Origin of the sequence: Pseudoramibacter faecis (assembly GCF_036289405.1) — a bacterium.
GTDB lineage: Bacteria > Bacillota > Clostridia > Eubacteriales > Eubacteriaceae > Pseudoramibacter > Pseudoramibacter faecis.
Map to the genome: position 1 here is coordinate 38,374 of NZ_JAYFFI010000008.1, position 24,017 is coordinate 62,390.

19 protein-coding genes and 1 tRNA gene are annotated in these 24,017 nt (G+C 49.6%); 16 read left to right on the forward strand and 4 right to left on the reverse strand.

Translation table 11 applies throughout. From position 1 onward, the window contains the following. Positions 1-116: 116 nt before the first annotated feature. Both V3C63_RS07030 and V3C63_RS07035 read left to right on the forward strand, forming a co-directional pair. A complete protein-coding gene (locus V3C63_RS07030; RefSeq protein WP_329887090.1) occupies positions 117-2,759 on the forward strand; it encodes a valine--tRNA ligase in 2,643 nt (880 codons plus the stop codon). A 170-nt stretch (positions 2,760-2,929) separates the two neighbouring features. After that, a complete protein-coding gene (locus V3C63_RS07035) occupies positions 2,930-5,653 on the forward strand; it encodes a cation-translocating P-type ATPase (RefSeq protein WP_425355362.1) in 2,724 nt (907 codons plus the stop codon). An 81-nt stretch (positions 5,654-5,734) separates the two neighbouring features. On the opposite strand, the gene V3C63_RS07040 is transcribed toward V3C63_RS07035, so the two are convergent. Beyond that, a complete protein-coding gene (locus tag V3C63_RS07040; RefSeq protein ID WP_329887092.1) occupies positions 5,735-6,247 on the reverse strand; it encodes a DUF4364 family protein in 513 nt (170 codons plus the stop codon). A 115-nt stretch (positions 6,248-6,362) separates the two neighbouring features. Between V3C63_RS07040 and V3C63_RS07045 the strand changes: the two genes are divergently transcribed. Further along, entirely contained in the window at positions 6,363-7,721 is a 1,359-nt protein-coding gene (locus V3C63_RS07045) for a DUF512 domain-containing protein (protein WP_329887093.1), read from the forward strand. A gap of 50 nt (positions 7,722-7,771) precedes the next feature. Next, complete coding sequence (gene der, locus V3C63_RS07050; RefSeq protein WP_329887094.1) at positions 7,772-9,094, forward strand: ribosome biogenesis GTPase Der; 1,323 nt, start codon at positions 7,772-7,774, stop codon at positions 9,092-9,094. Positions 9,095-9,142: 48 nt separating this feature from the next. Here der and V3C63_RS07055 read toward each other — a convergent pair whose 3' ends face one another. Then, a complete protein-coding gene (locus V3C63_RS07055) occupies positions 9,143-9,709 on the reverse strand; it encodes a Gx transporter family protein (RefSeq protein WP_329887095.1) in 567 nt (188 codons plus the stop codon). Beyond that, positions 9,709-10,062 (reverse strand): NusG domain II-containing protein, encoded by a 354-nt coding sequence (locus V3C63_RS07060; RefSeq protein ID WP_329887096.1) that lies wholly within the window; start codon positions 10,060-10,062, stop codon positions 9,709-9,711. Before V3C63_RS07060 ends, V3C63_RS07055 begins: the two co-directional genes overlap by 1 nt. Positions 10,063-10,159: 97 nt before the next feature. Between V3C63_RS07060 and V3C63_RS07065 the strand changes: the two genes are divergently transcribed. Continuing rightward, positions 10,160-10,245: transfer RNA gene (locus V3C63_RS07065), tRNA-Leu, on the forward strand. A 35-nt stretch (positions 10,246-10,280) separates the two neighbouring features. On the opposite strand, the gene V3C63_RS07070 is transcribed toward V3C63_RS07065, so the two are convergent. Continuing rightward, on the reverse strand, positions 10,281-10,664 hold the full coding sequence (locus tag V3C63_RS07070; RefSeq protein ID WP_329887097.1) for a S24 family peptidase: 384 nt from the start codon (positions 10,662-10,664) through the stop codon (positions 10,281-10,283). A 211-nt stretch (positions 10,665-10,875) separates the two neighbouring features. On the opposite strand from V3C63_RS07070, the gene V3C63_RS07075 reads away from it, so the two are divergent. The 11 genes from V3C63_RS07075 (at position 10,876) to V3C63_RS07125 (ending at position 23,872) form a co-directional block, all read left to right on the forward strand. Continuing rightward, positions 10,876-12,045, forward strand: a complete 1,170-nt coding sequence (locus V3C63_RS07075) for an NAD(P)-dependent malic enzyme (RefSeq protein WP_329887098.1) — start codon at positions 10,876-10,878, stop codon at positions 12,043-12,045. Positions 12,046-12,064: 19 nt separating this feature from the next. Then, on the forward strand, positions 12,065-14,119 hold the full coding sequence (topA, locus tag V3C63_RS07080; protein WP_329887099.1) for a type I DNA topoisomerase: 2,055 nt from the start codon (positions 12,065-12,067) through the stop codon (positions 14,117-14,119). A gap of 10 nt (positions 14,120-14,129) precedes the next feature. Beyond that, positions 14,130-14,672 carry an ATP-dependent protease subunit HslV gene (gene hslV / locus V3C63_RS07085; protein ID WP_329887100.1) on the forward strand — a complete coding sequence of 181 codons (543 nt, stop codon included), beginning with the start codon at positions 14,130-14,132 and terminating at the stop codon, positions 14,670-14,672. Continuing rightward, on the forward strand, positions 14,669-16,102 hold the full coding sequence (gene hslU / locus V3C63_RS07090) for an ATP-dependent protease ATPase subunit HslU (protein WP_273268962.1): 1,434 nt from the start codon (positions 14,669-14,671) through the stop codon (positions 16,100-16,102). Before hslV ends, hslU begins: the two co-directional genes overlap by 4 nt. Before the next feature lie 149 nt (positions 16,103-16,251). Then, positions 16,252-17,007, forward strand: coding sequence for a 30S ribosomal protein S2 (gene rpsB, locus V3C63_RS07095; protein ID WP_329887101.1), 756 nt, complete (start codon positions 16,252-16,254; stop codon positions 17,005-17,007). Between the two features lie 23 nt (positions 17,008-17,030). Continuing rightward, entirely contained in the window at positions 17,031-17,681 is a 651-nt protein-coding gene (gene tsf, locus V3C63_RS07100; protein WP_273268965.1) for a translation elongation factor Ts, read from the forward strand. A 394-nt stretch (positions 17,682-18,075) separates the two neighbouring features. After that, positions 18,076-18,903: a glycosyltransferase gene (locus V3C63_RS07105; protein ID WP_329887102.1), complete on the forward strand. Its 828-nt coding sequence runs from the start codon at positions 18,076-18,078 to the stop codon at positions 18,901-18,903. Then, positions 18,900-19,820 carry a glycosyltransferase family 2 protein gene (locus V3C63_RS07110; RefSeq protein WP_329887103.1) on the forward strand — a complete coding sequence of 307 codons (921 nt, stop codon included), beginning with the start codon at positions 18,900-18,902 and terminating at the stop codon, positions 19,818-19,820. The genes V3C63_RS07105 and V3C63_RS07110 overlap by 4 nt, the downstream gene beginning before the upstream one ends. Before the next feature lie 75 nt (positions 19,821-19,895). Next, on the forward strand, positions 19,896-21,284 hold the full coding sequence (gene glmM / locus V3C63_RS07115) for a phosphoglucosamine mutase (RefSeq protein WP_329887104.1): 1,389 nt from the start codon (positions 19,896-19,898) through the stop codon (positions 21,282-21,284). A 146-nt stretch (positions 21,285-21,430) separates the two neighbouring features. Next, complete coding sequence (locus tag V3C63_RS07120) at positions 21,431-22,855, forward strand: sugar transferase (protein ID WP_329887105.1); 1,425 nt, start codon at positions 21,431-21,433, stop codon at positions 22,853-22,855. A gap of 12 nt (positions 22,856-22,867) precedes the next feature. Then, the gene (locus V3C63_RS07125) at positions 22,868-23,872 is read left to right on the forward strand and encodes a glycosyltransferase family 2 protein (RefSeq protein WP_329887106.1); all 1,005 of its coding nucleotides are present in this window, start codon (positions 22,868-22,870) and stop codon (positions 23,870-23,872) included. Positions 23,873-24,017: the final 145 nt, after the last annotated feature.

Sequence of the window (24,017 nt, forward strand, 5' to 3'; positions counted from 1 at the left end):
TTTTGTCGGTGATTGAAAAAAGAAAATACTTGCGATAGAATATTAAGGCTATTAAAAATCAAGGGAATCCCCATTCAATACAAGCGTTTGTTCGCTGCGCAGGAAAGGATCAATGCATGAAAAAGGAAATGTCGAAAGTTTACGAACCCCACGAGGTTGAAAATAGAATTTATGATTGGTGGCGGGATGCCGGTTATTTCAAGCCGGAGGTTCATCCGGACGGCGAGGCCTACACTATCATTATGCCGCCTCCGAATATTACGGGGCAGTTGCATATGGGGCATGCTTTTGACGACACCCTGCAGGATGCGTTGATTCGCTTCAAACGGATGCAAGGCTATGCGGCGCTTTGGGTGCCGGGAATGGACCATGCGTCCATTGCAACGGAAGTCAAGGTGCTCAATCAAATCAAAGAAGAAGAAAACCGATCCAAAAGTGATTTAACCCGGGAGGAATTTCTGGAATATGCCTGGGATTGGGCAAAGTTTTATCGCAAACGCATCCGTCGGCAAATCACCAAACTCGGGGCATCCTGCGATTGGGACCGGGAACGCTTTACGATGGATGAAGGCTGTTCCAAAGCGGTAAAATCCACCTTTGTGCGCCTTTACGAAGCCGGTTTGATTTACAAAGGCAACCGCATCATCAATTGGTGCCCGGATTGCCAAACGGCCCTTTCCGATGCCGAAGTGGAATACGAAGAAAAAAACGGCAATCTTTGGCATCTGCGTTATCCCTTTGCCGACGGAACCGGTGAAGTGGTGGTGGCGACCACCCGGCCGGAGACCATGCTCGGGGATACCGGAGTGGCGGTGAATCCCGCTGACGAGCGCTACACGGTTCTGGTGGGCAAGGAAGTGATTTTGCCGCTGGTGAACAAGCGCATCCCTGTGGTGGCCGACGATTATGTGGATATGGCCTTCGGGACGGGGGTAGTGAAGATGACCCCGGCCCACGACCCCAATGACTACGCCGTCGGGAAACGCCACAACCTCGAAGAGATCAACATCATGAACGAAGACGGCACGATGAACGACAAATGCGGGAAATACGCCGGCATGGATCGCTATGACTGCCGCGAGGCCATCTTGACGGACCTGGACGCCGAGGGCTATTTGGTCAAAACCGAAGACCATGTGCACAATGTGGGGCATTGCTACCGCTGCCACACCGCGGTGGAGACCATGACCTCCGAGCAGTGGTTTGTGGACATGAAGCCCTTAGCGGCGCCGGCCATTGTGGCGGTGCGGGAGGGCAAGACGAAGTTTATCCCCGAACGGTTCAAGAAGATTTATTTCAACTGGATGGAAAATGTGCGAGACTGGTGCGTTTCCCGCCAGCTTTGGTGGGGGCACCGTATCCCGGCATGGACCTGCGACGATTGCGGCGGGCTGATCGTGGCGGAAGAAACGCCGACGGGTTGCCCCAAATGCGGCTACACCCATCTGACGCAGGATCCGGATGTGCTCGACACTTGGTTCTCTTCGGCTCTTTGGCCGTTCTCGACCATTGGCTGGCCGGAGGATACAGAGGATCTCAAAAAATTCTATCCCAATAATGTGCTGGTCACGGGTTACGATATTATTTTCTTCTGGGTGGCTCGGATGATCTTTATGGGGCTGGATGCCATGGGCGAAGTGCCTTTCTCGGATGTGTATATCCATGGGCTCATCCGCGACGCTCAGGGCCGAAAAATGAGCAAATCACTGGGCAACGGCATCGATCCGCTCGAAGTGATTGAGGACTATTCGGCGGATGCGCTGCGCTTTGCCATCATTACCGGGAACTCAGCGGGCAATGACATCCGCTGGACTCAGGATAAAATTGAATCCAGCCGCAATTTTCTGAATAAAATCTGGAACGCGTCTCGCTTTGTGCTGATGAATATGACAGAAGACACGGATCTCGACGTCAAAAATGTGCGGCTGGAGCCTACCGACAAATGGATTTTGAGCCGGCTCAATCAGACCATCGCCGAAGCCACGGCCAATATGGAAAAGTACGAGCTGGGGATCGCCGCTTCTAAGATCTATGATTTTACCTGGAATGAATTTTGTGACTGGTACATCGAAATGGTCAAGCCGCGCTTTAATTCGGATGATGCCGTCGGCAAAAAGGCCGCATTGACCACGCTGAATTATGTGTTGCAGAATATTTTAAAGCTTTTGCATCCGGTGACACCCTTCATCACCGAAGAAATTTATCATTATTTGCCGGCGTCGGATGAGGCCATCATTGTAGCGCCTTGGCCGAAGGCCGACGATGCGCTGATTTTTGAGGTCGAAGAAAAACAGGTGACTTATTTGATGGACGCGATCCGTGCGATCCGGAAGATTCGTAAGGAAACGGGCGTACTGTCCAAAAAGCGGGCCGATGTTTTTGTGACGACCGATAATGCAGAGGATATTGCGGTTTTGACAGCCGCTTTGGATATGCTGGGCAAGATGGCCGGCGTGTCTGCGGTGCACGCCATTGACTTGGATGAAGTCAAGGCGGATTATGTCGCGGCGGTGGTGGAAGATTCCACCCTTTATTTGGCACCTAACGATTTGGTAGACAAAGAAAAGGAACTGGCCCGGCTAAACAAAGAAAGGGCCAAGATCGAAAAAGATCTGAAGCAGACCAGCGGGAAACTCAAAAACAAAAAATTCTTGGCCAATGCGCCGGATGCCGTGATCGAAAAGGAAAAAGGCAAGGATCGGGAAAACCGGGAAAAGCTGACTCTGGTGTGCGACCGCATCCGGGCACTGGAAGCTTAATTAAGAATCCGGCACGCTGAATTTTTTAAACTTTACATTCGTCAAAAGCTTTGCTATACTACGGTACATTCAAAGGGGAGTAACTCACCTATGGGTTTATCTGATCGTCATTTCGGGCATGGCCCCGGTCAGATATCAAATGATTATTTGCGAGTAAGACCTTTGTTTCAATGCAATACTGTGTTGAAACAAAGGTCTTTTTTAACGAAGGGACATCGGAATATCTGCCGTTTGAGGAGGGAAAATTGAACGAAACAGAAAAATCAGCTTATTTGTTATCGGTTGAAGAGACGGAGCAAATTTATAAGACAGATCACCTTTGCGGGTTAACCGCCGAAGAAGCGACGCGCCGCCTCGCCGCCTATGGCAAAAATAAATTGGCCGAGAGAAAAAAGAAATCTCTGATTGTGCGCTTTGCGGGACAATTTAAGGATTTTTTGATCGTGGTGCTTATTGCCGCGGCGATCATTTCTGGGTTTTTGGGCGAAGTGTCCGACGCGGTTCTGATTTTAATGATCGTGGTGCTCAACGCGGTGATCGGTGTGGTGCAGGAGAGCAAAGCTGAATCGGCTATGGAAAGTTTGAAGCAATTGACCATCCCGGAAGCCAAGGTGATTCGGGACGGCGCGCAGACGGTGGTGCGTTCGGAAGATTTGGTGCCGGGGGATCTTGTGGTGCTGGATGCCGGGGATGCCGTTCCGGCTGACGGGCGCATTGTGGCCGAGGCCGGTCTGCAGGTGCAGGAATCAGCATTGACGGGCGAATCGATGCCCGTCGAGAAGGCGGTTACCGGCGATTTTGATGACAAAACACCGCTGGGCGACCGGGTCGACATGGTTTATATGAGTTCGGCCGTGACCTATGGCCGAGGCCGGTTTGTGGTAACCGGCACCGGAATGGATACCGAAATTGGCAAAATTGCCGGGATGCTGCAAAATTCTGAAAAATCGGCAACCCCGCTGACCCGCAGCATCAACCAGCTGGGGAAAACCCTGGCAATCGCCGCCTTGGCAGCCTGTATTGTGATTTTTGCTGTCGGGTGGCTCCGCGGGGGTAATCTCATCGAAATGTTCTTGACAGCCGTTTCACTTGCGGTGGCGGCGATTCCGGAAGGGCTTCCGGCAGTGGTAACGGTGGTGCTTGCCATGGGCACAACGCGACTGGCTGCCAAACATGCCATTATCCGCAAATTGCCTGCCGTGGAAACGTTGGGCTGCGCCTCGGTGATCTGCACCGATAAAACCGGCACCCTGACCCAAAACCGCATGACCATTAAGAAGGTTTATGCCAATGAAGGCATCATCGATGCGGAAAAGATCAAAGAAGATGGTTTTATACCGTCAGAAAAATTTGTGGTGCGTATCGGTGAGCTTTGCAATGATGCATCCATTATCGAAGAAAACGAAAAGGTTTTGGAAATTGGGGATCCGACAGAAGTCGCCATGGTGGCATATGCCGATAATTTGGGGTTTGACAAGGCGCTAAACATGCATGAAATTCCGCGTATCGGGGAGATCCCCTTTGATTCAGATCGAAAACTTATGACGACCATCCACGCATACGACGATACGTTTATGAGCTTTACCAAAGGCGCACCGGATGTGCTTTTGGCGCGCTGCACCCAGTATCTTAAAGGCTATGACGTACTGCCGTTAGACGATGGGGCACGCAGAGAAATTATGGTTGCCAACACCGAGATGGCTGACAACGCCTATCGGGTTTTGGGCTATGCATTCCGGCAATATCCGGAGCGACCTGCGGCGGAAGTTGGCACAGTGGAAGCAGATTTAATTTTTGCCGGGCTTACCGGGATGATCGACCCACCGCGCGAAGAGGTGAAGCTTTCTATTGATGAGTGCCACCATGCGGGGATTCAAACCGTAATGATCACCGGCGATCACAAGAATACGGCGGTGGCCATTGCCAAAGATCTCGATATTTACGACGAAAATTCGCAGGCGCTTTCCGGCGTGGAGTTGGATGCTTTGTCAGATGCAGAATTGGACGAGGCTATTGAAAAGACCAGCGTTTACGCGCGGGTCTCACCGGAGCACAAGGTGCGGATTGTTAATGCCTGGCAGCGGCGGGGAGACGTGGTGGCCATGACCGGCGACGGCGTGAACGATGCGCCGGCGCTAAAAAAAGCAGATATCGGTTGTGCGATGGGCATCACTGGGACCGACGTCTCCAAAGAAGCGGCCGATATGATTTTAACGGACGATAACTTCGCGACGATTGTTTCGGCGGTGCGGGAAGGCCGCGGGATTTACAACAATATTAAAAAAGCGGTGCATTTCCTGCTCAGCTGCAATATCGCCGAAATTTTGATTCTCTTTGTCGCGACGATCATCGGCTGGGCGCAGCCCCTTTTGCCGGTGCACATTCTTTGGATCAATTTGGTGACGGATTCGCTGCCGGCATTGGCGCTTGGCGTCGAAAAAAACGACGACGATATTATGGATTATGAACCGCGCAGCCGCAATGAAAGCATTTTCGCCGGTGGTCTTGGCGGGCGCATCGTCTTTCAGGGAATTGTGCTGTCGCTGATTTCTCTGGCGGTTTTCTGGTATGGCACCCATCGTTATAATTTGCTGGCCGGCCGGACGATGGTTTTTGCCGTGCTCGGGCTTTCCCAGCTGACGCATGTGCTTAACGTGCGCAGTGAAAGTAAAACGGCATTCCACAATTTGTTCACGAATCGTTATCTGTGGGGAGCTTTATGCATTTCGGCGTTTGTCCAGCTGATTGTGATTTTGGTACCGGGACTGCACGTGTTCTTTAAAGTGCAGATGCTTGCGCCGATGCAGTGGCTGATTGTGGCACTGGCAGCGCTGTCTCCCTTGGTTGTGGTGGAGGCGACCAAGTGGCTTGGCCGCCATTTTAAACATGACTGATACCAGTGCCCGGAATAAAAACAAAAGGCTCCGGCCGCCTCCTAATTGAAGCGGCCGGAGCCTTTTTATGTGCGGTTTAATTTATCCGTCGATTAAAACATTCATGATTTGTGCGTAGATTTTCTGGGTATTGTTTTTCCACGCATCGCAGAGAGCGCGCGCTTCCTCTTTGTTGGGGCAGCTTACAGAGATCTGCATCAAATCGAGATTGTTCTCGCTGAGCCCCAGATGCACCTGAAAATCGCCCGGGCCGGCCTCATCGTAGGAGGCATCGGTTCGCGTTTCTTTAAAGATAGCCTGCTTGTTGCCGGCAATAAAAGCCGAGAGCATCTCTCGGGTAAAGGCGGGAATTTTATTAACCAACTGGGCAATCATTGCTGACCCTTCGGAGGAGATGATGAGTTTGCCGGAATGATCCCAGATCATCTTTTCGGCAATCAGGGCATCGATATACATTTGGATATCCAGATAAGCCGTTTGAAGATTTTGGAGAATGATAAAAGCGAGCTGCTCTCGGGTCAGTCCCGTTTTGATTTTATCCAGAACATGTAATATAATGAGTTTGTCTTCGGTTTTGTGCTGAAAATTTTCCATTGGGAATTAACCTCTTGTGTGTTATTATAGCATAGCTTTTTAATGAAAGCACCAAGATCAAAATAGTTTTAATAAGATGATGGCGGCCGCCGTTATCTCGATGAAAGGGGTCCCAATGAAATACAGAATTGAAGCTGTAAGGGACAATTCCATATTAGAAGAAATGGGCGTGGAAGCCGGGGATTTTTTGCTTGCGATTAACGGCAACCCCGTGCTTGACGAGCTCGATATCGAATTTTTTGTCGCAGACGAAAATTTACTTGTCGAAATTGAAAAGCCGGACGGCGAACGATGGGAGCTTGAAATCGAAAAAGACCCGGGGGAAGACCTGGGCTTGATCGAAAAGCCTGCTCATCAGATCCGACGCTGCAGCAACGACTGTATTTTCTGCTTTATCGACCAGATGCCGCCGGGAATGCGCGACACCCTTTATATCAAAGATGACGACGAACGCATGTCATTTTTATACGGCAATTACATCACGCTGACTAATTTATCCGAGGCAGAGAAAGAGCGCATCGTTCGCTATCATATTATGCCGATCAATATCTCAGTGCACACAACCAACCCGAAACTTCGCCGGCAGATGCTTCATAATCGCTTTGCCGGATCGGTGATGGACGATCTTCAATTCTTTCAAAAACATGAGATTGCAATGAATTCACAGATTGTGCTGTGCCCGGAAGTCAATGACGGAGAAGAGCTCACGCGCACGCTGAGGGATCTGGCTGGGCTTTACCCGCAGATGCGCTCGGTATCCGTGGTGCCGCTGGGGATGACCAAATTCCGAAAGGGACTGACACCGCTAAAATCGGTTGACCGGGAAAAAGCGCAGGAAACCATTGCCATTATTGAAGCCTGCCAGCGTGAAATGATGGCAGCCCACGGTGTCCATTTTGCTTATCCGGCGGATGAATTTTTTCTGTTGGCCGAAATGCCAATTCCTGAGGCCAAATACTACGAAGATTTTACCCAACTGGAAAACGGAGTCGGGATGCTTGCCGCCTTCGAGCAGGAAGTGCGAAGCGGTTTGACAGCGTCGGCCCAGTCAGTGCAGAATGCAACGGCGAAAAAGATCGGCATCATCACCGGCGTATTGGCGAAACCCATGCTGCAAAAAGCGTGTGAAGCCATTCATGTGGCGTTTCCCAATATTACATTTGAAGTGACGGCCATTCAAAATCGTTTTTTTGGCAAAGCCATCACGGTGGCTGGACTGGTTACCGGCCGAGATATTCTATCTCAAATTGACGGAAATACCTGCGATCAGTATTTTTTGCCGGAAAATATGGTCAAATTCGGCACCCATTTATTTTTGGACGAGGTCACCACAGAGAGTCTGAGCGCCAAGTGGGGAAAACCGGTGACAATTGTACCGGTGGACGGACGGGCTTTTGTGAACCGGGTTCTCGGCGTGTCGGATCCGACGGACGAAGCTTTTGGAGCGGCTTCCGGTTATGAACCGGAAGCCTGATGTCAGATCAGGTGTTAAAGCGATTGTGATGATAGAAAAGGGAGAAGCAAATGAAACCAATTGTTGCTGTTGTCGGCAAACCAAATGTCGGCAAATCGACACTTTTTAATAAATTGGTGGGTGAACGGATCGCCATTGTGGAAGATACGCCCGGCGTGACGCGAGACCGCATCATTGCAGATGCCGAGTGGCAGAACCATCGGTTCACACTGATCGACACCGGGGGGATAGAACTTAAGAACGACAACACCATCATGCATCAAATGCGCGTGCAGGCGGAGATCGCCATTGAAACAGCCGATTTGATTTTATTGTTGTGTGACGGGAGAGAGGGAATGACCACGGCTGACGAAGATGTCGCCGCTATGCTTCAAAAGCAGAATAAAAAAGTAATTGTGGTTGTGAATAAACTCGATTCGGTCAAGTTGGAAGAAGGACTTTACGAATTCTATAATCTCGGCTTGGGGGATCCGCTGCCCATCTCTGCCGAGCAGGGCCTCGGTCTGGGTGATCTGCTGGATGTGATCGTGAACAATACGGCGACTTTGTATCAAATGGCGGACGACGAAGACGGCAGTCTGCACATTGCCGTGGTGGGCAAACCCAACGCTGGCAAATCCACCTTGGTCAATCAGCTTATCGGTGAAAATCGAATGATCGTTTCGGATATCCCGGGCACGACCCGAGATGCCATCGACAGCAAGATTGAGCGCGGCGGTGTGGCGTACACCTTTATCGATACGGCCGGGCTTCGGCGCAAAAGTAAAATTGCCGACGAAGTGGAACGTTATAGCATCATTCGCGCCGTTGCCGCAGTGGATCGGGCCGATGTAGTACTGATGATGGTAGACGCGCAGACCGGCGTTACCGAGCAGGATAGTAAAATTGCCGGCATTGCCCACAACCGCTTCACTCCAACGATTATCGTGGTCAATAAATGGGATCTGATCGAAAAGAATACCAAAACCATGCAGGAAATGACCAAGGATATTCGCAATTCACTGGCCTTTATGCCTTATGCGCCGATGCTGTTTATCTCGGCAAAAACCGGGAAGCGCGCTGAAAAAATATACGATAAGATCCAATACGTGGTGGCGCAAAGCCGCAAACGCGTTCCCACGGCAAAACTCAACGAGGCGTTGATTGACTTTGTCAGTTTGAAAGAGCCGCCATCTAAAAACGGACGCCGGCTGAAATTGTTTTACGGATCGCAGGTAGGTATTGCGCCGCCGACCTTTGTGGTTTTTGTTAATGACGATACCTTGATGCATTTTTCCTATAAGCGTTATCTTGAGAATAAAATCAATGAGACCTTTGATTTTGACGGAACGCCTTTTCGTCTGTTGATTCGCAATCGGGAAAAAGAAGATTAAAGCGAAGAAACAAGAGAGCCATAAAATAAGCCCCGGGTGACCATAAACTCACCTGGGGCTTTTGCTATGTGATTTTTGTGGGAGGCTCCGATTTAAATAGGGCAGCAGTCGACGGGCAATGATCCCGGTAAGCAGGCCGATGGGAATGGCGATCAGCAGAAGAAACGGCAGATAAAGAAGCATCAGCCGCAGATTTTGGACGATAATGGTGGCGATGCAAAGCTGTCCGATATTGTGAGTCATGGCGCCGATAATGGAAATGCCTATAAACGAAAAGGGAGCAGCCTGCCCTTGGATCTGTCGCTGATGGTTGATATGAGTCAGCGCGCCCATGACGCTGCAGCTGATAACACCTCCGGCCAGCGCATAAAGAATGGAAGAAAGAGAGCCGAACATAAAACCGGTCAGGAGAACGCGAACGATGGAGATCCCCAGTGCAATCGGCGTGTTGAAAAGGGAAAGACCGATCATGGTGACGATGTTGGGGAGACCAATTTTGACGCCGGGAATCGGGATAAAACAAGGAAGCAGCGATTCCAGATAACCCAAGATCGCAGCGGTCGCGGTCAGCAGAGCAATTAAAACGAGGCGGTGAGTGCGGGATATGGAAGGCATCAAAGAGTTCCTCCTTTCGTGGTAATGGTTAAAATCAAACGATGAGGCAGGCACGCAATGGTTTCGCCGTTTTCAGAGATAGGATGGCTGTGAACACAGATTTGATTTTTGCAGTCTGCCTTGCTCACATAAGCGCGACCGTTTTTGATGACGACTGTATTTTGGCCGGCTTTGGTTTTAAAGGTGTGTCGGTAGTCCTGATTCATAGGGAGAACAGCAACGGTCTTGTGTTGCGCGGTCACCTTTAAAACCAGTTGTCGATTGTCGATCTGTCGATAAATAAAGTAACCGGCAAGGATCAGCAGTGCAAGGATAATCAAACCGCCGATGATTTTAAGTTCTGTCTTTGTCATGAGGATGCCTTTCAAAAAATAAATAATGCAAAAATTATACTTGACAATGAATAAAAAAAAGCTTAATATAAATAAGTGCTCAGCAGACAAGGTGTTTGCGAGAGTGTTGGAATAGGCAGACAAGCACGTTTCAGAGGCGTGTGTACTTCGTACGTACGGGTTCGACTCCCGTCTCTCGCACCATATTAAAAAACAAGCAGACGTTGCGTCTGTTTTTTTTATGCCCGGATCACAGAAGTCGGGAAACCGAGGACAGTTACTTCTGCTTTGGGATAACTCAGGCTTTGCGGATCGAGCTCATTGCGGTCAATGAGTTTGATCCTGCGGCTGGTCACTTCAATTTTTTTCAGACACACAGACGCATCGGGCAATTGAACCAGCGCATCGCCAGTTAAGTTTTCGGATAAATCATCTGTCAGCTTGATGATGACCAGATCTCCTTTGGTATAACGATCATACATCGAGTTGTCCATTACGGAAACATAAATATAAGCTTGTCCGCGCTTTTGCGTTTGGGGAATTTCATCCCAGGTAGTTTCCGCCCGATCTACAAGATAGGGTGCCGACGGAGCAAACGCTGCGACATTTCGGTTCCATTTCATAAAAATACCTCCGATGGGGATTATAACACGAAGCGAAGGAAAGAAAAATAATTAATTAAGAATCGATGATTATACTAACAACCGGCCTATTGTGAAGCGATTCGCTTTATGGTTATAATTGTAGAAATCAAATTGTGAATGAAAACACAGCAAAGATATTAAGTAAAAAGCACTGAAAATTCGCGAGCAGAGAATATCGATAGGAGGAAAAATGGATTACAACAAGGCCGCGTTGGCGGCACATCAAAAACATCAGGGGAAGGTGGCGATTGCTTCAAAACTGCCGGTGACCAATCAAGAGGAACTGAGCATTGCCTATACGCCGGGGGTGGCAGAGCCTTGTCGCAAAATTGCGGAAAACCGGGACGCGGTTTATGCCTATACGGCAAAGGGCAACTTGGTGGCGGTGCTTTCCGACGGGTCGGCCGTGCTGGGCCTCGGCAATATCGGCGGGTATGCAGCGATGCCGGTGATGGAGGGCAAAGCGGTTCTTTTTAAAGCATTTGGCGATGTCGATGCGTTTCCGATCTGCGTGTCGACCCAGGACGCGGACGTCATTGTGCAGACGGGGATCAACATTGCGCCGACTTTCGGTGGGATTAACCTGGAGGATATCGCGGCGCCGAAGTGTTTTGAAGTGGAGGAAAGGCTGCAAGCAGCACTGGATATTCCGGTATTTCATGACGATCAGCACGGAACGGCCATCGTGGTGGCGTCCGGTTTGATCAACGCGATGAAAGTGGTCGGCAAGGAATTGGCCGATATCACCGTGGCGATTAACGGCGCGGGATCGGCAGGAACGGCCATTGCCAAAATGCTGATGACTCTCGGCGTCGGGGACATCATCATGTCGGATATCAATGGGATATTGACGCGGGATAAAGAAGGCTTCAATCCCTATATGCAGTGGCTGGCAGCACACACCAACCGAACACGGCGCCGCGGCCATTTGGCGGATGCCATGGCCGGTGCGGATGTGTTGATCGGCGTTTCGGCGCCAAATATTGTCAGCGAAGCCATGGTCGCTTCGATGGCTGAAAATGCTGTGATTTTTGCCATGGCCAATCCGATTCCGGAGATCATGCCGGACGCGGCCAAGCGCGCCGGGGCGCGCATCGTTGGCACCGGGCGTTCGGATTTCCCCAATCAAATCAATAATGTGCTGGCTTTTCCGGGGATTTTCCGGGGGGCGCTCGACGTTCGAGCCAAGCGCATCACCGAGGCCATGAAAACGGCTGCGGCTTATGCTATTGCCGGCATCATCACCGAGGATGAACGGGATGAAGATCACATTATTCCCAGTCCTTTTGATAAACGGGTGACTGAACGGGTAGCCGAAGCGGTGGGCAAAGCCTGGGCGGAAGCAAACGAGGCGAAATGAACGCAGGAGAAGATCAGCGATGAGAACATTAGTCATTGTCGAATCACCGGCAAAGGCCAAAACCATCAAAAAATATTTGCCGAAAGGTTATGAAGTCGAAGCAACCATGGGCCATGTGATCGATTTGCCCAAGAGCCGGCTCGGCATTCATGTAGAGAATCACTTTGAGCCGGACTATATCACCATCCGCGGCAAGGGAAAACTGCTGACAAAGCTTAAACAGCAGGCGAAAAAAAGCGATACGGTTTTACTCGCGACAGACCCGGACCGGGAAGGCGAAGCCATTTCCTGGCACGTGGCCAATGCGTTGGGCATGGATCCCGGCAGTGAATGCCGCATCGAGTTTCACGAAATCACCAAGCGCGCTATCAATGAAGCTATTGACCATGTGCGTTCAGTGGATATGGATTTGGTGCAGGCCCAGCAGGCCAGGCGGGTGCTGGACCGCCTGGTGGGGTATTCTGTCAGTCCCTTTTTGTGGAAGAAAGTCAAACGCGGGCTTTCTGGCGGGCGTGTGCAGTCGGTGGTAACGCGAATCATTGTCGACCGCGAAAAGGAAATCGAAGCGTTTGTCCCGGAAGAATATTGGAATTTAAATTTGGATCTACGCAAGCAAGGCGGTCCGATGCTTTTTCTGGCGACGTTCTATTCGGAAAACGGCAAACGCCTGAAGATTGAAAATGCCGAAGAAGCCGATCGGTTGGAACAAATTGTTAAAAACTGTCCGGCCATGCAGGTGGTCAAGGTCGAAAAGAAGAAGTCAAGCCAGAAGCCGCCGCTGCCGTTTACGACGAGCACGCTGCAGCAGACAGCCTACCGTGCACTGGGATTCACCAGTCAGCGGACGATGCGCGTGGCACAGGCGCTTTATGAAAGCGGCCGGGTCACCTATATCCGAACGGACTCGACCCGGCTGGCGCCGGAAGCGATCGAACAGGCCAAGGATTTTATTGTAAAAACTTTTGGCGAGACCTTTCTGGGCAAGCAACGGACGGCCAAGCGCAGCAATAAAAATGTGCAGGATGCCCATGAAGCGATCCGTCCGGCATCCGTGTTGGACACACCGGATTCGATTTGTGACGCGCTGGATGCCGATCAATATAAGCTTTATAATTTGATATGGAAACAAATGGTGGCCAGCCAGATGGCGGCGGCAACCTACAATGTGATCAAGGCGGATGTTGCCTGCGATACTTTGATTTTTAAAGTGAAGGGGGATACGCTGCTCTTCCCGGGATTTACAAAAGTGTTGGGCTCTGCGGTAAAAAAGAGCAATCCACTGCCGGAACTGGTCAAAGGGGATGCGGTAGATTTGGTCAAAATTCACAAAGAACAGAAATTTACCAATCCGCCGCCGCGATACAACGAGGCGTCGCTGATCAAATTGCTTGAAGATATGGGGATCGGAAGACCGAGTACCTATGCGCCGACGATTGCGACGATTAAAAGCCGCAACTATGTAGAGGTGGAAGACAAACGCTTCCGGCCGACGGAACTTGGCGTCACGGTCACGGAGATGATGGAAGTTTTCTTTCCCGATATTGTCGATCCGCAATTTACGGCGAAAATGGAAAGCGGCCTGGATCACGTGGCCAGCGGAACGCAAAACTGGGTAAAACTCATGGATGAATTTTATGGCCCCTTTAAGAAGGAGCTGGATCATGCCCAGGAAACAGCCGAAAAAGTTGAAATCAAAGACGAAGAAACAGATATCGTCTGTGAAAAGTGCGGCCGGCACATGGTGATCAAAAATGGACGTTACGGTAAATTTTTAGCCTGTCCGGGTTACCCGGAGTGCAAGAATACGAAACCTTATTTTGAAAAGACGCCGGGTATCTGCCCGAAGTGCGGCGGCGATCTTGTCAAGCGAATGTCAAAGCGAGGACGGACCTTTTATGGCTGCGTGAACTATCCCAACTGTGATTTCACCTCCTGGGATAAACCGGTGGCGGATCGCTGCCCGACTTGTGGCCACACGATGTTCCAAAAGGGATTTGGCAAACGCAAGCGCCTTTACTGCGCACAGTGTGAACCGCAGCCGAAAAAACGAAATACCAAACAGAAGCAATCATAAAGGAGGATCTATGTTAAAAGCAACGACGATTGTCGGTATTCGCCATAATGGCGAGGTGGCCATTGCCGGCGACGGGCAGGTGACCATGGGCGAAGCGGTCATCATGAAGGCGACGGCCAAAAAGGTACGCACCCTTTATAATGGAAAGGTACTGGCGGGTTTTGCCGGATCGGTGGCCGATGCGTTTACGCTCTGCGAATTGTTTGAACACAAGCTCGAAACCTATAACGGGAATTTAAAACGCGCGGCTGTAGAACTGGCCAAAGACTGGCGCCAGGATAAAATCATGCGCAAGCTGGAAGCTTTGCTCATCGTGATGGACGCAGATACCCTGCTTGTTATCTCCGGAACGGGCGAAGTGATTGAACCGGATGACGAAATCGCGGCTATCGGTTCCGGCGGCAATTATGCGCTGGCGGCGGCTCGGGCATTGAAAGCGCATTCGGATCTTTCGGCAAAGGAGATTGCCCACGAAGCGCTGAAGATCGCGTCGCAGATCTGTGTTTACACCAACGACAATATTCGTGTGTTAACCCTGGAGGATGAAGCATGAAACGGGAAATGTCAGAACTGACGCCGAGAATGATTGTTGACGAACTCAATCGCTATATCATCGGCCAGGAAAAGGCGAAGAAAGCGGTAGCGGTTTCGCTGCGCAATCGCTACCGCCGATCACTTCTGCCAGATGCAATTCGGGAGGAAATCACACCAAAGAACATCATTATGATGGGGCCGACGGGCGTTGGAAAGACGGAAATCGCCCGGCGCATCGCTAAACTTGTGTCGGCGCCTTTTATTAAAGTCGAAGCGACCAAGTTTACCGAGGTGGGCTATGTTGGGCGCGATGTGGAATCGATGATCCGCGATTTGGTGACGACATCGATTCGCATGGTCAAGCAGGAAAGGATGGACGATGTCAAGACACAGGCGGAAGAAAAAGCCAATCGGATTATTTTGGACGCATTGGTGCCGAGACGCAAAAAAGCGCAGAAGCAGGAAAAGCTGATCAACCCCTTTGACTTGCTGAGTCAAAACAAATCGCCGGCGACTGCCGAAGAGGCACAGCCTGAGCTTTCGCCAGAAGAAAAGCATCAAATCGAAACAAAACGCTCGGCGATCGCCGAGGAGCTGGCCGACGGCAAATTGGAAGACGAAATGATTGACGTGATGCTCGATGATGATGGCGCCAAATCCATCGGCATCATGGCCGGTATGAGTGAAGATATGAGCATTGAAATCGGCAATATTTTTGAGGGGCTGACCGGCGGCAGTAAAAAGAAGAAAAAACGCACAATGAAAGTTTCTGAAGCGCGGAAGGTCATTACCAATCAGGAAGCGCAGAAGATGATTGATATGGATGAAGTCCAGGAGATCGGGGTGCGCGAGGCGGAACAAAATGGCATTATTTTTATCGATGAAATTGACAAGATCATCGACAGCGGGAGCCGTCGCGGCGGTCCGGACGTGTCGCGCGAAGGTGTCCAGCGGGATATTCTGCCCATCGTTGAGGGGAGCACGGTCAATACCAAATACGGGCCGGTCAAAACAGATTTTATTTTGTTCATCGGTGCCGGGGCTTTTAACGTCGCGAACATCGAGGACATGATTCCCGAGCTGCAAGGACGATTTCCCGTCTCGGTGCAGCTTGAAAGCCTGACAGAGGAAAATTTCGTGGAAATTCTCACGAAGCCGGAAAATGCGATCGTGAAACAATATGCGTATTTGCTTCAGACGGAGGGCATTGAATTGCGATTTGAAGAAGAAGCGCTCAAAGCGATCGCATCGATTGCTTACGCAAAGAATGAAGAAGACGAAAATATCGGTGCGAGACGACTACACACTGTTTTTGAAGAATTGCTCGAAGAGATTTCATTTTATGCTAGCGATTATGACGAAGACGCATTTGTTATCGACAAAAATTACGTTGATTCGGTCTTTAAAACCCAGGGAAAGGGGCGTTCATACGATCAGTTTTTGATTTGATGACGAAAGACGAGAAAAAATTTGCATCCGCCCGGAGATTATGCTATATTATAAAAGTTATTATACACATTTTCGGAGAACGGCCTGGTGCCCGGGATCGGGTCTCGGCGTTTGCAGAGGAAAATGGAAGAAAAACCAGGAGGTAAAAAATGGCAATTGTTACAATGAAGCAGCTCTTGGAAGCTGGCGTTCACTTCGGTCATCAGACCAGAAGATGGAATCCGAAGATGAAACCTTACATCTTCACCGAAAGAAACGGCATCTATATCATCGATCTGCAGCAGACGGTGAAGATGATCGGTGATGCGTATCATTTTGTGCGCGATCTGGCGACGGAAGGCAAGGATATTCTCTTTGTCGGCACTAAAAAACAGGCGCAGAACAGCATCGAAAACGAAGCCAAGCGCTCCGGTTCTTTTTATGTGAATCACCGTTGGCTCGGCGGGACTCTGACCAACTGGGAAACCATCAACAAGCGTATCAATCGTTTGAAAGATCTGAAGCGCATGGAAGAAGACGGCACTTTTGACCTGCTGCCGAAAAAAGAAGTGATCGGTCTGCGCCGCGAACGGGAAAAACTCGAAAAATTCCTCGGCGGGATCGAAGACATGCACGGGATGCCCGGTGCCATGGTCATCATCGACTGCAAGAAAGAACGCATTGCGATTCAGGAAGCGCACAAGCTCGGCATTCCGATCATTTCCATCGTCGATACCAACTGCGATCCGGATGATGTGGACTATATCATTCCGGGGAACGACGATGCCATCCGTGCCGTTGCGCTGATTCTGCGCGTTTTGGCAGATGCCGTGCTCGAAGGCAAGCAGGGCGAACAGATCTCGGATGCCGAAGCGGAAGAAACGCCGGTGTCGGCTGCCGAAGCCGAAGCGGAAGAAGAAGCTTAAATTTTAGCGGAGCGGAGGAAAATATGGCGATCTCAGCAAAATTAGTGAAAGAACTCAGAGAAAAAACCGGATCCGGGATGATGGACTGCAAAAAGGCTCTTGAAGAAGCGGATGGCAGCGTTGAAAAGGCTGTCGAAATTCTGCGCGAAAAGGGCATGGCCAAGTCGGTTAAAAAAGCTGGCCGCATTGCAGCGGAAGGCATCGTTGTTTCCTATATTCACATGGGCGGAAAAATCGGCGCCATGGTCGAAGTGAACTGCGAAACCGACTTCGTGGCCAAGACGGATGGCTTTCACGACTTTGCAAAAGACATTGCGATGCATGTGGCCGCGGCCAACCCAAAATACCTGGTTCCGGAAGACGTGCCGGCAGAAGAAATGGAACACGAAAAAGAAATTCTGACCATTCAGGCACAGAACGAAGGCAAGCCGGAAAAAATCATCGAAAAGATGGTCGAGGGGCGATTGAAAAAGTTCTACAGTGAAATTTGCCTGATGGAACAGCCCTTTATTAAGGATCCGGACAAGTCCATCAACGATCTGGTGAAAGAACAGATCATGAACATTGGTGAAAATGTTAAAATTCGTCGCTTTGCCCGCTTTGAAATGGGTGAAGGCCTTGAAAAGAAAGAAGAAAACTTCGCGGAAGAAGTTGCAAAACAGATGGGCGAATAATTTTCGACAGTCAGCTCCGGAGTCTTCGGACTTCGGAGTTTTTTGTTATGTTCATTTTCTATTTGATAGATAAATGATAGGCTTTTGAGCGATGAGCAAAGGTGAAGACAAAGGGATGAAAATTGCAGTAATAACCAATTTATCAGGGGATTATGATCGGGCAGAGGCTGTCGGACATTTCTTTCAGAAACAAGGCGGCGAAGTCGCATGGATCCTTTCAGATTTTTTTCATTTAACCAAAGAACGGGTGTCGGAACATAAGCCTGATCATATTTATATACCGACAAAGCCGTATCAGAAAAATTTATCTTTGGCCCGGTTATGGTCTCATCATCGTTTTGCGCGAGACGTAAGGCATTATCTTAAGACGCATCCTTTTGATTTGCTGTATGTGATGATCCCATCAAATTCATTGCTGCCGGAAATGGTAAAGGTCAAAAAAGAAACGGGATGTTCGTTGGTGGTGGATATTGTCGATCTTTGGCCTGAATCTCTCCCGATTGAAGGGATCAAAAATTGGCCGCCGCTGCGCTATTGGCGCAATTTGCGGGATCGCTATTTGCCCGAGGCGGATCGAGTGATCACCGAATGTGACCTGTATCGTGAGATCATTGCGTTGTCGGCGTCAGCACGGACGCTCCACTGGATCAAAGGCCCGGATGCTCCGGAAATGCGCCATGAAAAACAGCGCGACGTGCTTCATCTGGCATATTTAGGGTCGCTCAACCACATCGTAGATATCGACTTGATGGTGTCGATTCTCGAACAACTTAAACCATTAAAATCGGTGAAACTGCATATTGTCGGGGAAGGCGAAAACCGACAAAGATTACTTGATTTGCTGGGAGAAAGAGGAATTGATTATCAGTTTTACGGACCGATTTATAATGACGATCAGAAAAAACAGATTTTCGAACAGTGCACCTTTGGTTTTAATTTGATGATTGACACTGTAAAAGTCGGCCTGACAACCAAGTCCATTGATTATTGGTATTACGGCTTGCCGGTGATTAACAATATCCGCGGAGATACCTGGCAATTTGTTAAAGATGAAGGGGTAGGCGTCAACGTTGAACGCAATGATCTGAAAAACGTTTGTCAAATTTTGTCAGTCCAGGCGGCACAGGTGGATCATGATGCCGTTCAGCAATTTTACAATCGGCATTTCACAACGGAGATTTTTGAAAACACGCTGAGTTTGGTCATGGAGCATTTAAAATGATTGATATTTTGGTGGCAACCTATAACGGTGAACGCTACTTGAGCGCACAGCTGGATTCGCTGCTTGGCCAAACGGAAAAGGATATCCGGATTTTAATTCGCGATGACGGCTCAACCGATCGGACGCCGGAGATGATTGCGGATTATGTTCAGCGTTATCTGGGGAAAGTTGAAGCTGTTTCGGCGTCGGCCGCCGCAAAGGGGCCGGTAGGCAATTTTATGGCGCTGACCCGGGTGGCATCGGCCAATTATGTGATGTATTGCGATCAGGACGACGTGTGGTATCCGGAGAAGGCGGAAAAGATGCGAAAAGCCATGACGGAGGCCGAGCAGCGGTGGGGCAGTCAAACGCCGATTTTGGTTTATTCGAATTATGAAACGGTGGACGAAGATCTGACGCCGTTGCCGGTTGACGAGCGCAAAAATCAGGTCTATCATCCCCATTTGACCTTTAATCGACTGTTGGTTCAAAATTATGTAACAGGATGCACGATGATGGCTAATCGCGCGCTCTATCAAAAAGCGACGGCGGCGGATGCTGAGATTTTGATGCACGATTGGTGGTTTGCCCTTTATGCCAGTGCCTTTGGAAAGATCGTTCATTTGGATGAAAAACTGATGGCGTATCGCCAGCACCGGAATCAATGCGTGGGCGCGACGGACGTAAAAAGTTTTAATTATCGGTTGACTAAGTTCAAGGACCCGGCGACCCGGGATAAGAAAAATGATTATTACCGGCAGGCGCAGGCGTTTAAAGCGCACTATGGCCGTGACTTGCCGACCGATCAGGCGCAAATTCTCAATTATTTTTTGGCCATTCCGGCTAAGAATAAATGGGGACGAATGGCGGCCCTGATCAGAGGAAAGTATTTTAAAAGTGATTTTTTCCGAATTTTAGGACAATTTTATTATATATGAGTCAGCGCTGGCGCATTTGAGTGCAGACAATGCATCTGCTATAATAAAAAATCAAATTGAGAAGGAGAGAGTGCGATGGGGCGATATTTTGGGACTGATGGTTTTCGCGGGGAAGCCAACAAGGGATTAATGGCAGAACACGCGTATCAAATCGGCCGATTTCTCGGGTGGTATTACGGGGAACTGCGCAAATGGGAAGGGAAGATCGGCGCGCCGAGTGTCGTGATTGGCAAAGACACGCGTCGCTCCAGTTATATGTTTGAGGATATGCTGTCCGGCGGACTGGTGGCCAGCGGAGCCGATGCTTATCTTTTGCATGTGACGACCACCCCGTCGGTGGCCTATGTCGCTCGCGTCGATGATTTTGACGGCGGCATCATGATCTCGGCGAGTCACAATCCCTATTACGACAACGGCATTAAGTTGCTCAATGGGCAGGGCGAGAAGATGAGCGAGGACGTGATCGCGCTCATCGAGGATTATCTGGACGGGTGCCTTCATGCGTTTGGTCAAAGTTGGCCGGAAATCCCCTATGCGCAAAGGGATGTCATTGGGCGGACGGTTGACTATGTCGCCGGCCGCAATCGCTATATCGGTTATTTGATTTCGCTGGGGGTTTACTCCTTCAAGGGGATGAAAGTGGGGCTCGACTGTGCCAATGGCTCGGCTTGGAATATCGCGCCGTCTATTTTCAATGCGCTGGGCGCGAAAACTTATCTGATGAATGTGGATCCGGACGGCATCAATATCAATCGCGATGCGGGCTCGACCCATATTGAGGGACTGCAGCAATTTGTGGTTGACAACGGTTTGGATGTCGGCTTTGCCTACGATGGCGATACGGACCGCTGCCTTGCGGTGGACGAAAAAGGGCAGGTTATCACCGGGGATCACATTCTTTATATTTATGGGCGCTATATGAAAGAGCGGGACAAACTGGTGACGAACACGGTGGTCACCACGGTGATGTCCAATTTTGGTCTGTACAAGGCCTTTGATGAATTGGGGATTGATTATGCAAAGACAGCCGTCGGTGACAAATATGTTTATGAATATATGACCGAAAACGGCTGTCACCTTGGAGGCGAACAGTCCGGCCATATTATTTTTTCCAAATACGCGTCGACGGGCGATGGCATTTTAACCAGTTTAAAACTCATGCAGGTAATGATGAGCCGAAAGAAAAAGCTGTCAGAGCTTGCGGCCCCGCTCAAAATTTATCCGCAGGTGCTCAAAAATGTGAGGGTATCCGACAAGGCGGAAGCGCAGGCTGACGCCGATGTGCAGGCAGCCGTGCAGCAGGTTGCCGCAGCATTGGGAAATACCGGCCGCATTTTGGTGCGCGAATCGGGCACGGAGCCGTTGGTGCGCGTCATGGTGGAGGCTGAAACCGAAGCAGTCTGCGAGCGATATGTCGATCAGGTGATCACTATTATCAAAGGAAAGGGATATGCGGTGGATTAATCGCGGTTGTAAAGCAAGGCGTTGCTGATCATGACGGCAATGCCTTTTATTTTTTTGCGGATGAATGGGAAGCCCAAAGTTGCGCTTAAGCTTTTTCAAGCAATGATTTGTTAAAATAAAAAAAATATAGAAAATAATGAAAGCACATGAATAAAAAAAATTACAAAAAACGAAAAAAACGCTTGATGCTCAGACAGCCGGTCCGGCAATTGATGGGGGCATTTCTTTTTATGGTCGAATTTTTGCTTTTTTACGATGTTTGGACGCGCTATTACAATGCCATGGTGCGGTGGCCCTTTTTTTACTATGGTAACATCTTTATCTCGGCGATGTATTTGATTATCATCGTGATGGTGTCTAAGGTCTACGCCGGCACTAAAATCGGTTATTACCGCATATCCGACATTTTAATGAGCCAAGTTATCGTCGTTTTTCTTTCAAACATCGTTGCTTATTTTATATTGGTAACGCCATTGGCCTACGGGTGGATTTCTGCCTGGCCCCTTGTATGGCTGACGATGGTGGATATTGGCGTGATTGTGATTTGGGCGCTGATCAGTCACCGCATTTTTCTGCGAATTTTTCCGCCGCAGCAATTGGTGATCGTCTCTGAGAAGCAATCGGATACGTTGCTGGATAAGTTTTCCAGGCGGCCGGATCAATACATCGTTCGGGAACGGATCTGTCTGGAGTTAACGGATGATTTGGAAGAGAATGAGCGGATTGCCCACAAGGTTGTAACGCGCTGTGAAGGTTATGATGGCGTCATCATCGGCGATATCCGTGCGATTATTCGCAACGACATCATGAAGATGTGCTTTGCCAAGGGCCTCCGAACCTATACCATGCCCAAGATTTCGGATATTATTTTGCGGTATTCGGAAAATCTGCACATTTTTGATTCGCCGGTGCTGCTCAACCGCAATTTTGGTTTAACAACCGGACAGGCATTTTTTAAGCGCTTTCTGGATTTGCTGTGCTCCGGCATCGGTTTAGTGGTGCTGTCGCCGGTGATGCTCATCACCGCCCTGGCCATTAAACGGGAGGATGGCGGCCCGGTGTTTTACAAGCAGGTGCGCTGTACGATTCGCAATCGGAAATTTGAGATCATTAAATTTCGATCGATGGTGGTCAATGCAGAAAAGGACGGCGTTGCCAGGCTGGCTGAAGAAAGCGACAGCCGCATTACCAAGGTTGGCGCGTTCATCCGCAAGGTGCGTATCGATGAAATCCCGCAGTTGATTAATATATTCAAGGGGGATATGAGCATGGTTGGCCCCAGACCCGAGCGTCCGGAGATCATGACAGCGTATTGCCAAAACATGCCGGAGTTTGCCTTCAGAACAAAAGTGAAGGCCGGACTGACGGGGTTTGCCCAGATTTATGGCAAATACAACACCACGCCCTTTGACAAACTTAAACTTGACCTGATGTATATCATGAATTACAGCCTCATTCAGGACGGGCTGCTGATATTAAAGACCATCAAAACCGTGTTTACCAAAGAAGCGACTGAAGGGGTGGCTGCGGGTCAGATGACAGCATCCGATATGGACAATGAAAACCGGTAGTCAGGGGACTTTATGGAACAAAAACAATTGACGGTATCGGTAGCGGCCTATAATGTGGCGGGGACTTTGCGCCGGTGCTTGGATTCCTTGATTGGTTCGGACGAGATGATGACGAGGCTCGAAGTGATCGTTGTGAATGACGGTTCGACAGATGAAACTCTCACAATGGCACAAACTTATGCCGAGCGTTATCCGCAGACGTTTAAAGTCATTGATAAGGTCAACGGGGGTTACGGATCCACCATTAACGCAAGCGTTGCTTGCGCCCGCGGGAAATATTTCAAACAATTGGACGGTGACGATTGGTATTGCACCGAAAATCTTGAAGCTTTTCTCGTCTTCTTAGAGACAAAAGACAGCGATTTGGTGTTGTCTCCGTTTTATGAAGTCCATGAAGACCATTCGAAAGCAATACTGCAGGATCATCATCCGGAAGTGCCGGCAAAAGATGGCCCACTAAAAAAAATGGCGATGGATCAGGATATCTTGATGCACGAACTGGCCATTCGAACGGAGCTGCTCCAGACGCATTCGGTTGGCGTTACCGAGCATTGCTTTTACACCGATCACGAATATACTTTTCAGCCCCTACTTTTTGCAAAAAGCATTGCGCGGTTTCCCCGGCCTGTTTATTGTTATCAGCTGGGGGTTGAGGGGCAAAGCGTGAGCCTTTCCGGGATGCGCAAACACTTTAAGGATCCGATGCGGGTGGCGGAGAAACTGATGCCGCTTTATGAAGCGCAGCTTCCTTCCATTCGTGAGCGGGGGATCGAAACGTTAATGCGAAAAAAAATTCTGAGTATCACGGAGCTTGCTTATTTTTGCTTTTTGATTCTTGAACAGCCAGGGGCTCACAAGACAACTTTAAAAAAATTGGACCAGCATATTCGCCGGCAATATCCTCATATTTATCGGATCACGATGAAGTCGCACACCATTGCGCGGCTTCGCAGGCTGCATTTTGTTGGCTATAGCTTGTATGCAAAGCATATCGCAAGATTGGTGGAAAGCCGTTAAATCATTTACAGAGAGGATGGCCATGGCTTCACGATCGCCGTTAATATATTTGAAAAAATCCGAAGACACCTTATTTTTAATCGCGTTTGCCGTTTATGGCATTTGGGCGTTATTATTGCAGACTTTCTTTGCGGCCAGGTGGCCA